Source organism: Shewanella sp. Pdp11 (genome assembly GCF_002838165.1).
GTDB lineage: Bacteria > Pseudomonadota > Gammaproteobacteria > Enterobacterales > Shewanellaceae > Shewanella > Shewanella hafniensis.
This window is the reverse complement of the sequence record NZ_CP015194.1, coordinates 2,207,837-2,221,826: the sequence shown is the minus strand read 5'-3', so window position 1 is coordinate 2,221,826 and position 13,990 is coordinate 2,207,837. Positions and strand designations below refer to the sequence as shown.

The window sequence follows — 13,990 nt, the reverse complement described above, 5'->3', positions numbered from 1 at the left end:
GCCCACACTGACTTGGTGATTAATCTTTAAAATTCATAGGCTAAACTCAAGCGAACATCGCGCCCCGCAGCGGGTATCCCATCGGAGAGAAACGGCACCACTTGCAGATTGGTGAGGTTTTTCACCATCAAACGCACGCTTAAGCCCTTTAAACTGGCTTGAGGTTCATAGGCGAGATACACATTCTGCAGGAAGTAATTCTCGCTCGGCGATTCGGCATTAAAGATATCGCCGTGGGGAACATTGGTTTGCGCATCATACCAAGCGCCCTGCCAAGCGATAGAAATGTCATCTGTGATATACATGCCCAAACGCAGACGAATATCGAGCGGGGCTATGTTAGCTAAATATTCATCGTCATCTTGGCTATCTCTGAGTGACCCATTGTGTTGCCCTTGCAGCCATGAAACCGCCAGATCACTGAACACATCTTGATAGCGATATTGGGCTTCAAAATCGGCACCGTAAATATGGTAGCCATCAAGATTTGTGTAACCACTTTGAATTAACTGGGTTTTATCAGACTTAGCTCCGCGGCGCTGGGCGATATCATCGCGGCCTAGGTTGGCAAACAGGGTGATTTGGGTCGACAGCGCATCATCATTGGCAAACAGATGCTGGTGCTGTGTCATTAAGCCTAACTTGAAGGCATGTAAGCGTTCGACATCGATGTCGCGGCTTGTGCCGGTAATGCTGGCTTTAGCGTATTGCACGGCATAAATCTCATCCACCACAGGGGCTTGCAGACTATAGGCGTAATCAAAGTTTAACCGAGCGTAGTTTGTCAGTTGATAATCTATGCCTAATCTTGGTGAGAGTCCCGAGTGGTGAGTCGAGCTATAATCGTGACCCGCGCTGATGTCGTTATAATCTGGCGCAATATTTGGCCGACCTATGCTGTAGATAAAGTCATATCGCAGCGAGGGAGTGACGGTTAAGTCGTTGGTGAGATGAATCGCATCGCGAACATACACGGCATAGGTGTCTTGGCGACCTTCGGGTTGATAATAAGGTGTGTACCAGCCAAAGTTTTTCTCAGGATTCTTCTCATAGCTCTTGTTAAACACAAGCGAAGTGCGATCGAGACTGCGGTACTGTAATCCTGTGGTGATCTCGTGATCGCCAATCAAACTCAAGTTGTTGATATCAATGTAATCACGTTTGTAGTCTAGCCAAGATTCGTGACCGAAGTTGCCAACGGAAACCGTCATTTTCTCCCACGCGATATCGGGTCTTATCCAGTGGCGCGCATTCGCCGAATGGGAGATCACCACTTGAGTATCGATCAGCGGATTGCTCGGCGAATAACGATAATTGGCTGACCAAGTGTTGTCTTCATAGGTGTTGTAGGCAGTGGTGGCATACAGCGCCTGCTCGTAGGAGCCGTACTTTTTGATGTTGTAGTCTGAGATGGCAGGCATGGGGCCACGGCGATTAGCCCAAGGTTTGCGGCCCTCATCGAGATAATGGGTCACGCTCAAGGCAAGTTGGTGATCGCCCTGCTCATAATCCATCTTGCCTAGATAGTTATCTTGCTCATAGCCCGAATATTCAAACTCATCGCCATTGGCTAAAGTGACATCCCCCGCATCACGGCGTGTAAGATGCAGCAAGCCAGATAAGTGTGAATTCACTCGGCCATAAACTGTCCCCGTATAACCCATAGCGTCATTATTGCTGGCGTAGCTGGTTTTGACTCGCGCGCCAAGGGATTGATCATATTTAAGAAAATCATCGGCCGATTTAGTGACCACATACATGGCCCCACCAAAACCGCCATTACCCGAGCGCACATCATGGGCGCCTTTAATCACTTCCACTCGTTTGATGAGATCAGGATCGAGGAAAAATGAGCCATAGCGATACTGCTCAAATCCCACCGGAGCATTATCCACATAAACGTTAAAATCTTCGGTCTCGCCAAAGCCCCAGATATTAATCCGCTCACCGCCGCTGCGAGTACCGCCATCGATATGCGCCCCTGCCATATCATCAATCACTTCGGCGAAGGTCGTTGCCTGCATCTCCTCGATTTGTTCCATGGAAATAATCGCTTCACCGGGTTTAGCGACTGTGATGGCCCTACGATATTGCTGCCCATGAACCTGCAGGATCTCAATTGGCTCAACCTTAGGCTCGCCCAATACCTCAGCGGCGTACAACGGCATTGAGGGCAATATACATAATCCCATAAGCGACAGATTTCTATTCGCTTTCCACTTCTCAAACTTAGGCAAGCAACCCATTTAACGTCTTCCTATTAACAAACCAATCTAAAAATAGGGCGGCATTATAGGCACTAACGAAGAAGATAAGAATAGTTCTCACTTGGCTTTACGTGTAAATAACGGTCTGGTTGAAAAACAAGATAGAAACGGTACGCTTCAAAAAATTTAAGTGAAGATCTTGCCTAAGGATGGCAGTATGACTGCCATATTTGATAGCCTTTCATCCTCTATAGAGTGTACGACCTTGAAATAGTTGAATATACGGCAGTTCGCCCTGCTTGCATCTCTAGGCTGTTGGCACTCGTTTCACATGCATTAATAAGGTTCACCGATAATGGCCACGCTCACGACTAAAATGCCTATTGCGACTGGTGCAACGTTCAGCGCTGCAAGCCTGCAATTTTTAAATCAACTGGCACAAAACAACTCCCGCGACTGGTTTAAAGCCCATCAGGCGGAATACGAAGAAACAGTGAGAGCCCCAGCGCTACAGTTTATCGAGCAAATGCAGCCCAGTATCCTCGCCCTCTCGCCTAGGCTCACTGCCGTACCAAAAAAAGTCGGCGGCAGCTTGATGCGTCCCCAGCGAGACAGCCGTTTTAGCAAAGATAAAACGCCCTATAAAACCAATGTTGGTATTCAATTTCGCCATTTTCAGGGCAAAGACGTGCATGCGCCGGGACTGTACTTACACATTGCCGGGGATGGCTGTTTTATTGCCGCAGGGATTTGGCACCCAGAATCGAAGGCCTTAAATGCCATTCGCACTTGCATCGATGAGAATCCCAACGGCTATAAAAAAGCGCTACAAACCTTACAAAGTCATGGATTTAACATGGACGGTGATAGCTTAACTCGACCACCAAAAGGGTTTGATAAAAACCACCCTATGCTGGCCGAGCTAAAACGCAAAGATTTTATCGCCATAAAAAATATTGCTTTTGAAGAACTCTGTCGCCCAGATACCGCTAACTTCTGCGCAGAGCAATTTGCCCACTGCTCTCAGTTGATGGCCTACCTGTGTTTCGCGCTGGATTTGGATTTCTAGACAATTGATTTTTAACCAATTGATTCGTAAAAATAGACCGTTAAAAAATAGATTACTAAAAGCAACATGGCCTAGGCGAAAAACCTAGGCCATTCAAACTACAACTTGCACCTTAAATGGCTTAATTTGCACTTAAACTTTTGTATTTAAAGTGCCCAAGTAACTCTGTAAAACTGCAAAGGCATTGTCTAGCAGCTCATATTCACCCGCTTTACCTAACACCCTAATTCCTTGTAATTGCAATACTAAAAATGCAGCGACCTGATGTGGTTGTACATGGGGGAGTAGCTCGCCTCGCGCTTGGCAATCCCGTAACACTTGGGTAAATGAAGCCTGTAATCGGCAAAATAATCGCTGACATTCCTGCAGCACACTCTCATCGTCAAGGCTCTTTTCAAGCACGGCATTTTGCATAAAACAGCCGTATTTTTGTTCCCTCTGCAGGGCAACAAAGCGCGCTAGATAAGCTTCTATTTCGGCCAAGCCCGCTTTTTCATGCAACAGGGTATCTGAGGCGCCAAAGGAGTAGTTATCGAGGTAAAAACGGAGGCACTCGCGGTAAAGATTCTGCTTATCCCCGAAACTGTTATAAAGACTAAATCGATTAATACCTAAATGGCCGACAAGATCGGAAATCGAGGTTTCGGCAAAGCCCTTTTGCCAAAAAAGCTCCATCGCCAATATGAGTTTTTCCTGCCGATCAAAATTACAACTTCGTGCCATAAGCCTGTGACCTAATCTCTTGAATACGCGCTAACGATCAGCTTTAGCACTCCTCAATCACCGCATTTCTGTTTACTAAAGAAAGTTGAGGAGTAAATCATTCTTGACTGATCGTTTAGATATGGCGTAAATTCTATCCTAACCGATCGTTCCGTTAAAGTCTTATATGCTTAAATCGAGCATAAAGCATTGATAAAAACTACAGGACATTAGATGAAACTCTATGAACTAGCCCCTACGCCTAGCGCGCGCCGTGTCAGTATTTTCCTAGCGGAAAAAGGTATTGATATCCCGAGGGTGAACGTCGATATCCGCGGCGGTGAAAATTTAAGTGCCGAGTTTAAAAGCAAAAGTTTAAATGGCCGCATTCCACTGCTCGAACTCGATGATGGCAGCTACCTATGTGAATCCATCGCCATTTGCCGTTATTTAGAAGAAATCCACCCAAGTGTTAATTCGCTATTTGGTAATACGCCACTTGAGCGCGCCAAAATAGAAATGTGGCAACGTATCATAGAGTTACAAGGCTTAATGGTCGGCTTTCAAGCCTTTCGTAATTTAAGCGGTGTCTATAAAGACAGGGAAAATTGTGTCGAATCTTGGGGCGTAGAATCACGCCAAAGGGTCATTGACTTCCTACCGACATTAGACCAACAATTGAGCACATCACCCTTTGTGGCAGGCGATGAATTCAGCATCGCCGATATTTCGGCTTACGTTTTTATCAGTTTTATTAAAAATTTAGACATCGAAGTGACTGATAACTTGCCGCATCTTAAGGCTTGGTTAAACACTATGGCGCAGCGTCCTGCCATAGTATCGTTAACCCCTACAAAATAGCGGCACGAATGCCTGAATAGGCCCTAAAGTGAGTAGCTATAAGCGTTATAACCTAAAGGAATCATCATGATAGATTTATACACAGCCGCGACCCCTAACGGTTTTAAAATTTCCATCGCACTGGAAGAAATGGGACTTGAATATCGCGTCCATAAATTAGATTTCAGCACCAGTGAGCAAAAACAGCCCGAGTTTATCGCCATCAATCCCAATGGTCGCATTCCCGCCATTATCGACCGCGATAACGAGGATTTTGTGGTATTCGAATCGGGTGCGATTCTGCTGTATCTCGCCGAAAAAACAGGTAAATTCCTGCCAGCCGATCCTAAAAAGCGCTCACAGGTGATCCAATGGTTAATGTTCCAAATGAGCGGCGTCGGCCCCATGATGGGACAAGCCAACGTATTCTTTAGGTACTTCCCTGAAAAAATCCCTGCAGCAATAGAACGTTACCAAAAAGAAGGTCGACGTTTATTCGAGGTTATGAATACTCAACTCGCAACAAATCAATACCTTGCAGGTGACGAATACACGATTGCCGACATCGCCACTTGGCCTTGGGTCCGTATCCACGAGTGGAGCGGCATCAACATGGAAGGTTTGACCCATTTGCAACGTTGGTTAGATGAGCTAGCGCTCAGACCTGCGTGCCAAAAAGGCATAATCACGCCGCCACCGGTAGAAATGAGTGATGAAGAACGGGCTAAGCAAATCCAAAAGATGGTGACGAAATAATCACCTTCCAAGCGATAATTGAGCGATAGCCTGCAAAACTGCCGTTAGGTACTGAATACACTATAAGTTTCAGTAAAAGAACCACAAAAAGCCCCGCAAGTTGATACTACTTTGGGGCTTTTTTACTGCCTGTTATCGGGCAAAACTGCTACACTCTGCGCCACTTATTTTTCCCCTCTGTTACGGCTATGTTCCTTACATAAGGCGCCGTCACAGAAGCATGATCTAGGCTAAATTTATGGGTAATCCAAGCAGCTTCTCTTCCGGTATGGCATCCAAATCAGATACATCTTCGGCGTTAAATGTCCAAGCGAACACCCCAGCGCAAAAACGTGCGCTCAGTTACGCCAGTACAATTAAGCAGTTATTCGATGAAATTCAAAGCAGTAAAATGCCCGCCGACCGTATTTTGGCCAACTACTTTAGAGAACATAAAAAACACGGCTCAAAGGATCGTAAAGTTATTCGTGAATCCTTGTTTAGCCTGTTTCGCTGGTGGGGTTGGTTTGAGCGAGTAGGCGATCAACAAACCTCTGCCGTTTATTTTGCCTGCCTAAGCGCCAGTGCTCTATTGGAAGCCCATGCTTGGCAAGATATCGCCAACGCTTGGCATGAGTTATCGCAGTCACCTATCGATTATCAACAAGCTCAAGCGCTTGCCGTTGAAAGTCTCGACGACAAACTCATGCTAATACAGCATTTATTCCCAACGACTGAGTTTAAGGCACAGGATTTATTACCCGACTGGTTCTGGCAAGTGTGCCCAATTGATGCGGCGCAGCAAACACAATTAATTGCCGCTATGTCGAGTCGCCCACCGATTTGGGGACGCGCACAAGGGCTCACAAGTCAAGATGCGGCGGCACAACTGCAAGCGCTCGGTATAGAAGCGAGTGATGGTCATTACTTTAGCGACGCCATCAATCTTGGCAGCAAAAGCATGAATCTTAATGAAATTTCTCTATATAAAGACGGAAAAATTGAGATCCAAGATTTGGCTTCACAGGTGATAGGGCAAATTTGCGCGCCTGAACCCGATGCCCATTGGTGGGATGCCTGCAGTGGTGCTGGCGGCAAAACCCTGCAACTGCGCTCGTTGATGTTAGCTAAAGCTGCTGATAACCAAACGTCATCTGCGGGCAGCATCATATCGTCGGATATTCGCTCCAATGCCCTAGAAGAACTGACTAAACGTGCCCAAAGAGCCCACTTTAACGACATTAGCGTTGCCCGTTGGAAGAGCGATGCCCTGCCGGTACCAGCGGATCATTTCGACGGTGTGTTAGTCGATGCCCCGTGCAGTTGCACTGGCACTTGGCGACGTAATCCCGATATGCGTTGGTTGGATGGTGTTGAAGCCGTGGCCGATAAAGCCGCCTTACAGCTCGATATTTTAAGCCGCAGTAGCCGCGCAGTTAAGGCCGGCGGTATCCTCGTTTACGCCACTTGCTCCTTATCGCCCATCGAGAACCAAGATGTAGTGACGGCGTTTTTACAGCAACATCCAGAGTTCACGCTCACGCCAATACGCCATCCTTTTAGCGGTGAACAAACAGAAATGTTGACCGTGTGGCCCTTTGAGGCCAACAGTGATGGCATGTTCGTCGCACGTATGCTGCGCAGCAAGTAACACTAACTCATTATTTTGTATCAAAACTTGGCGCCTTTCATTCTGGGCGCCAGTTTCAATCATATAATATAATTTCCGATGATAATTACACTTACCCTTTAATTATCATAAAGATAACCCACGCATCCCCCATTAAAATCTCAGATACTGCCATTTCAGTGGCAAGATATAGCCTTTGGACAAAACTTTTCACCATCAGTGATGAAATATTTCGCTTTAGCTTCATCTCACCTTTGGGTAAAAAGATCGGGTGCTGCGAATGGCACAGGTATTTTTGGAATTTTGACCATGTCACACTCCTATGAATTTGACGACGATGATGCGCCATGGGGCGATAACGTCAAAGGTAAGCAAAAGAATAAACGCGTGAAACAGCGCCGCAGGGATACTAAGCGACGTTACTCGGACGATAATACAGAGGTGGATTTCTACCAAAATAAATCGAAGTAACTGAATCTAAGTACCCTAGCCCACGGGTTTGTTTAACGAATTCGTTCTGTGCTAAGCCTGCCAAATCTGAGCAAGTTGGATAATATCCAACTTGCTACTCAATCCCGCGATACCCTCTCAAATTCTTAAAAAATCAATTGTAAAATCAATGGGCTTAATGGCTTATTTGCCCTATGCTTTTTGGGTTATGACTCCCAAGCCATTGGACTTACACTGAAATTTAAGGATGAACACCATGGAAAAACAGCGCCCCGACTTTATTTATCCCCAAGGCAGTATGTTGATGCACTCCCCCTTAGTGTTAAATAAAGCCGATATGTACGGTTTTTTTCTAAAGGGGAAACAAGTAAACCTGCAACGCTCTATTGATAAGACCTTGAATCAAGTTGCCGGTAGTGCAATGTATTTTAAGGTGTTATCTCCCTACGTACTGACAACCTTCACTCAAATTGAAAAAGCCTACTCCGCGTATCCAGAAGACAGAGCTAAGGGCTGGATCCAAGAAACAGACATCATCACTTGGGTCATGGTCGGGCGCCAAGATAGTAGCGACAGCACACAAATCAGCCAAGTGTATTTTCAGCCGCTACACATTTGGGTTAACGATGCTATGGCCTTAATTAATGGCCGTGAACTCTTTGGTTATCCTAAATATTTATGTGAATACACTATGCCTGCTGTGGGTGAACCTCTGACGCGATTATCCCTTGCTACCAAAAGCTTTTTACACTTTTCGCCCGAAACCGAACTCGCCCTGCATCCATTAATGGAGGTGAATTGCGATGCCAAACCCGAGGCGCAGCTTTCCACCCTTGAAGCGATAACCCAAACCTGGCAACTCTTTAAAGAACAAACCGATTTTATTCCAGAACTCGACCAGCTTGGCGAAGAGCAGCTGTTTCATCTGTTATTTAAACCCGCTATCGATCAAGTATTTCTAAAACAGTTCCCCGACTCTTCGGGACAAAAAGCCGTTTATCAAGCCATCGTCGCCGCGCCAGCCCAAGTGAATAAAGTGCACAGTGTTGCCCTGCTCAAAAATGATTTTGTCGCGACCATTTTTGATAATGCCAGCTTCCCGTTACAGGACACGCTCGGGGTCGAGATTGGCGAGCAGCATGTCTTACTGCCTTACCATGTGAACTTTGATTTTGAAGTCCCACCCGGTGAAGTATTAGTCGATAACTCCGAAATCAAAAAACAGAAAATTGCCATTCTCGGTGGCGGTGTCGCGGCAATGACCGCAGCCTGTTATCTGACCGACAAACCTGGCTGGCAGAATCAATATGAGATAGATGTCTACCAACTCGGCTGGCGTATCGGCGGCAAAGGGGCAAGTGGCCGCAATGCTGCTATGGGACAACGCATCGAAGAACATGGCTTACATATTTGGTTTGGTTTCTATCAAAACGCGTTTGCCCTGATGCGTAAAGCGTATGAAGAATTGGATAGGCCAGTACATGCGCCGCTCGCGACCTTTCTTGATGCCTTTAAACCCCATAACTTCATCGTATTACAAGAAGAGGTCGATGGCCGTTCTGTGAGTTGGCCGATCACTTTCCCGACGCTACCCGGCATTCCTGGTGATGGCACCGAAACCCTCACCTTCTGGAAAGTTGTTAAAGTCGCCTTTGCGTGGATCAAAGAATGGCTCAAGGACATGGATGACTTGCTTGATGCCGATGAAAAAGCCACGGGAACACCTAAAAACTGGCTCGATAGCAGCTGGTTTGAACGCTTAAAAGATAAGTTAGAGGATTCAGTCGAAGATGCTAAAGAATCACTCGACGCGCTCGGCGATAAGCTCGAATGCCATTTCAATCAAATGATTGGCCGCGAGTGCGATGAGCATGTCCACAGTGAAAGTGACGATGGCTTGGTAGAATCTGCTGTCGATGCCCTGCATAAACGACTCGTGAAACGCTTTAGTGGCCATTTAGATAACAATGACGAACTGCGTCACTTGTATATTGCTGCCGATCTCGGACTCACGATACTCAAGGGCATGTTTGCCGACGATGTATTTGAGAAAGGCTTTGACGCCATCAATGGTTATGATTATCGCGAATGGTTAACCAAACACGGCGCCAGCCTTAAGTACACAGTCGACAGCGCACCCGTGCGCGGTTTTTACGACTTAGTATTCGCCTATGAGAAAGGTAACTTCGACAAACCCAATGTCGAAGCGGGCACAATTATCCGCGCAATGCTGCGTATCGCCCTCTGCTATCAAGGTGGCGTAATGTGGAAAATGCAGGCGGGAATGGGCGATGTGGTCTTTACCCCTTTCTACGAAGTGCTCAAACGCCGTGGCGTCAACTTCCACTACTTCAATCGCGTCGATAACCTCGAATGCCGTAATCAAAGTATTCAAGCGATTGAGATCACTGAGCAAGTTGCCTTAGCGCCGACAGTCACAAGCTACGATCCCTTGGTCGATGTGAAAGGTCTAGCCTGCTGGCCGAGTACGCCCAATTATGAGCAGCTTGAGCCTGAACAAGCGGCGTTGCTTAAAGCCCATAATATCAATCTGGAACACTTCTGGAGCGATTGGGACAGCGTATATGAAGCGCACTTTGGCAAAGCCCTGCCGAAAAAGCGCTTAGTCAAAGGGGTGGATTTTGACAAAGTCATCTTCGGTCTTTCCATCGGTTCTGTACCCCATGTGGCGAGTGAAGTCATGGCACAAAGCCCCGCCCTCACACTTTGCGTTGATAAGGTGCAAACCGTTGCGACTCAAGCCTATCAACTGTGGATGAATCAAGATCTGAATGGAATAGGCTGGCCTAATTACTCTGAAGATGGCGAGGAACCCGTATTATCGGGTTTCACCGAACCCTTTGATACTTGGGCATCGATGAACCAACTGCTAGACAAAGAAGATTGGCGCGGTTTAGAACCTAAGAACGCCAGCTACTTTTGCTCTGCATTGCCTGTCGAAGCCTATCCACCAAGCTCGGATGTGGATTTCCAACAACGGAAAACCTTAGAAGCTAAAACCGGTGCTATCCACCAACTCAATACCGAAATCCATAAGCTTTGGCAAAATGTCGGTGATAGCTTCCCTTGGGAATGGCTTCACGATGAACAAGACCGTCAAGGCGTTGCCCGCTTCGATAGCCAATATTGGCGCGCAAATGTAGATCCATCCGAGCGTTATGTCTTATCGGTTAAAGACAGCTCGCAGTATCGCATCACAACAGATGGCACAGGGATAGATAACTTGTATATGACAGGCGATTGGATAAAGACAGGCCTTAATGCGGGCTGCGTCGAAGCGGCGACGATGGCGGGTATGCACACCTCAAAAGCCATATCGGGTCATCCAGCCTTAATAAAAGGCGAGAAAGACTTCTAAGTTCCTGTTGAGCAGCTACATGCTAAACAAAAGAGCACGACCGATACAGACAGTTGTCTAAAATATTCGAGATATTAAGTTAGGTATGTTGCTGGTTTAATCTGCTAGCCATATTTAATCTAATTATTGGAATCTACTCTCTAGAGAACATTGATATTGATGTAAACCCTGATTAAAGAGTCTTAAAACACAAAAGGAACCCTAAGGTTCCTTTTGTTTCAAATGCGTCTGGTAAAAAACACTATTTGGTTTTTCTGTCTTTTATATGGCTTTGTGCGCGCTTGCGACGACGCTCTTGGCTCATAGTCAACTTCTCAGTTTTGTTTTCAAATGGGTTATCACCCTCTTGGAAACGTAGCTGGATTGGCGTTCCCACCACTTTCAATGAACGACGGAAGTAGTTCATCATGTAGCGCTTATACGAATCTGGCAGCTTGCTAACTTGGTTACCGTGGATCACCACGATTGGTGGATTGTAACCACCGGCGTGCGCGTATTTAAGCTTCACACGGCGACCATTCACTAATGGCGGCTGGTGATCATCCTGCGACATTTGCATGATACGTGTCAGCATAGAAGTACTGACGCGGCGCGTGGCACTGTCGTAGGCTTCTTCAATCGATTCAAATAAATGGCCAACACCAGTACCGTGCAGCGCCGAAATAAAGTGAATACGAGCAAAGTCGATAAAGCCAAGACGACGGTCAAGCTCACTCTTCACACGATCTTTAATCCCTTGGTCGATACCATCCCACTTGTTGACGGCAATCACCAAAGCGCGACCCGCATTGAGCGCAAAGCCTAACAGACCTAAATCTTGCTCTGCGATACCTTCACGGGCATCGATGATAAGCAACACCACGTTGGCATCTTCAACCGCTTTCAAGGTTTTGATCACTGAGAATTTCTCAATGACTTGATGTACTTTACTGCGGCGACGAACACCCGCGGTATCGATAATCACGTACTCGCGACCTTCACGTTCCATTGGAATGTAAATACTGTCACGGGTCGTGCCGGGCTCATCAAATACCACAACGCGCTCTTCACCTAGAATACGGTTAGTCAAGGTTGACTTACCGACGTTAGGTTTACCGATGATCGCCAACTTGATAGGCAAATCTTGCAGACGCTTTTGCTCAGCTTCGGCTTCTTCTTCGGTATATTCACGCTCTTCGGTCACTTCGCCTTCGTCTTGACGCACTATGCCCATCGCTTCGGCATAAGGAGTCAGCGCGTATTCGATCATGTTGGTCACGCCGCGTCCTTGAGACGCTGCCATTTGGTAAACTTCACCTAGACCTAAAGACCAAAACTCGGCGCAGGCAGAATCGGCATCAATACCGTCCACTTTGTTCGCAACCACGAAAGTGGTTTTTTCACGGCTACGTAAGTGCTGTGCAATCGACAGATCCGCAGAGGTTAAACCCGCGCGCGCATCAGTCATAAATAGAACAACATCGGCTTCTTCAATGGCGGCAAGGGATTGCTCGGCCATTTTCGTCTCGATCCCTTCTTCAGTGCCATCGATACCGCCGGTATCGACCACAATGAACTCATAGCCGGATAAGAATGCTCGACCATATTTACGGTCACGTGTTAGGCCAGGAAAGTCAGCAACCAGCGCATCACGCGTGCGCGTAAGGCGATTAAATAGGGTGGATTTACCGACGTTCGGCCGACCAACAAGGGCCACTACAGGGATCATGATTTTGCCTCTAAAAAACTTTTCAATAAAAAGCCCCCGGAACACACTTCCAGGGGCTCTACAAGGATAACACTTTTAACTATGGAAGTGTTACAACAGCTAACTTTCCACTGCGACCTTGAACATAGATTTTATCGTCAACCACTAATGGCTGGCTGTATAATCCAGAGCTGTCCACTTGAACACGACCGACAATCGTCCCTGTACTGCGATCGATGAAGTGTAAATAACCTTCGAAATCACCCACAACTAAATAGTCTTTATACACAGCTGGTGACGTCAGAGTGCGGTTAGCTAACTCAGAGTTGCTCCACAGCTCTAGACCGTTACGCTTATCAACTGAGTAGATACGGCTGTGGTCGTCAACAAGGAACAAGCTTAAGCCCGCTGATGCTAACTCGTTAAAGCTAGAATACTTACGTGTCCATACAACTCGACCCGTGCGTAATTCCATCGACACTAAGTTACCGTTGTAACTCACCGCATATAAATTGTCGCCAAGGATCAGCGGCGTCATATCCACGTCGGCCATACGGGTAAACTCGTTACCGCCCGTTGGATTATAAATCGCCTGTTCCCATGCTGCTTGACCATTGTTTTTAATCACAACAGCCACTTTTCCATCGGCAGTACCTATAAAGAAACCGCCCGCTTCATAAGCTGCAGAACCTGTACCGCGCAGGGTCAGATTTGGCAATTGCATTTCGTACACCCACAGCTTAGCGCCAGTATCGACGTTAAAGGCTTCGAGTGAACCTGAGCTGGTGCTGACAACCACAACGTCATCGGCAACGGTTGGCGCAGACAATAACTCACCACCGGCAACCACATGCCATAACACTTGGCCATCTTCGGCGTTCAGCGCGGCTAACAGCCCGCTTTCTCCCCCTAAAAAGACTTTATTACGCGCAGCAGTTACGCCAGCGGCGATTCGCGCACCTTTGTTTTTTGCTAAGGCGTTATCACGAAATTCTTCGCTGAAATCTTTAGTCCAAACGCGCTCGCCCGTCGCTTCGTCAAACGCGGTGACTTCACCATAACGATCGGCGGCAAATATTTTGCCATAACGAACGGCAGGAGCGAGGCGAGAGTAATAATCACCTACACCATCACCGACAGAGGCGCTCCAACTTACTTCAGGGAACACTGTCGCCTGAATGGCAGTTAACTCACTGACAGGCTCGTCTTCAACATCGCTCGACGAACAGGCGGATAACATGGCCAGACTTAATCCGGCGGCTAGCAGGTTTTTGCACCAAGACTTCATCAA

General features: G+C 47.0%; 10 protein-coding genes. 6 read left to right on the top strand and 4 right to left on the bottom strand.

Features of this window, described 5'->3' with window-relative positions; translation table 11 throughout:
* Positions 1-26: 26 nt before the first annotated feature.
* Positions 27-2,246, bottom strand: coding sequence for a TonB-dependent receptor domain-containing protein (locus tag AYJ58_RS09890; RefSeq protein WP_106649970.1), 2,220 nt, complete (start codon positions 2,244-2,246; stop codon positions 27-29).
* Positions 2,247-2,562: 316 nt separating this feature from the next.
* Here AYJ58_RS09890 and AYJ58_RS09885 point away from each other — a divergent pair, with 316 nt between their 5' ends.
* The gene (locus AYJ58_RS09885) at positions 2,563-3,276 is read left to right on the top strand and encodes a DUF2461 domain-containing protein (protein WP_106649969.1); all 714 of its coding nucleotides are present in this window, start codon (positions 2,563-2,565) and stop codon (positions 3,274-3,276) included.
* Between the two features lie 132 nt (positions 3,277-3,408).
* Here the strand turns inward: AYJ58_RS09885 and AYJ58_RS09880 are convergent, their stop codons facing one another.
* Complete coding sequence (locus AYJ58_RS09880; RefSeq protein WP_106649968.1) at positions 3,409-3,999, bottom strand: TetR/AcrR family transcriptional regulator; 591 nt, start codon at positions 3,997-3,999, stop codon at positions 3,409-3,411.
* 213 nt (positions 4,000-4,212) lie between these two features.
* On the opposite strand from AYJ58_RS09880, the gene AYJ58_RS09875 reads away from it, so the two are divergent.
* From AYJ58_RS09875 to AYJ58_RS09850, 5 genes are all read left to right on the top strand, one after another.
* A complete protein-coding gene (locus tag AYJ58_RS09875) occupies positions 4,213-4,839 on the top strand; it encodes a glutathione S-transferase (protein WP_106649967.1) in 627 nt (208 codons plus the stop codon).
* Positions 4,840-4,905: 66 nt separating this feature from the next.
* On the top strand, positions 4,906-5,574 hold the full coding sequence (locus AYJ58_RS09870) for a glutathione S-transferase family protein (protein ID WP_106649966.1): 669 nt from the start codon (positions 4,906-4,908) through the stop codon (positions 5,572-5,574).
* A 238-nt stretch (positions 5,575-5,812) separates the two neighbouring features.
* Entirely contained in the window at positions 5,813-7,204 is a 1,392-nt protein-coding gene (locus tag AYJ58_RS09865; protein WP_106649965.1) for an RsmB/NOP family class I SAM-dependent RNA methyltransferase, read from the top strand.
* 288 nt (positions 7,205-7,492) lie between these two features.
* Positions 7,493-7,654, top strand: coding sequence for a hypothetical protein (locus AYJ58_RS09855; RefSeq protein ID WP_006080915.1), 162 nt, complete (start codon positions 7,493-7,495; stop codon positions 7,652-7,654).
* Positions 7,655-7,889: 235 nt separating this feature from the next.
* A complete protein-coding gene (locus AYJ58_RS09850; RefSeq protein ID WP_106649963.1) occupies positions 7,890-11,012 on the top strand; it encodes an NAD(P)-binding protein in 3,123 nt (1,040 codons plus the stop codon).
* A 241-nt stretch (positions 11,013-11,253) separates the two neighbouring features.
* On the opposite strand, the gene der is transcribed toward AYJ58_RS09850, so the two are convergent.
* Positions 11,254-12,720, bottom strand: coding sequence for a ribosome biogenesis GTPase Der (der, locus tag AYJ58_RS09845; protein WP_106649962.1), 1,467 nt, complete (start codon positions 12,718-12,720; stop codon positions 11,254-11,256).
* A gap of 79 nt (positions 12,721-12,799) precedes the next feature.
* Positions 12,800-13,987 (bottom strand): outer membrane protein assembly factor BamB, encoded by a 1,188-nt coding sequence (gene bamB, locus AYJ58_RS09840; protein WP_063883273.1) that lies wholly within the window; start codon positions 13,985-13,987, stop codon positions 12,800-12,802.
* Positions 13,988-13,990: the final 3 nt, after the last annotated feature.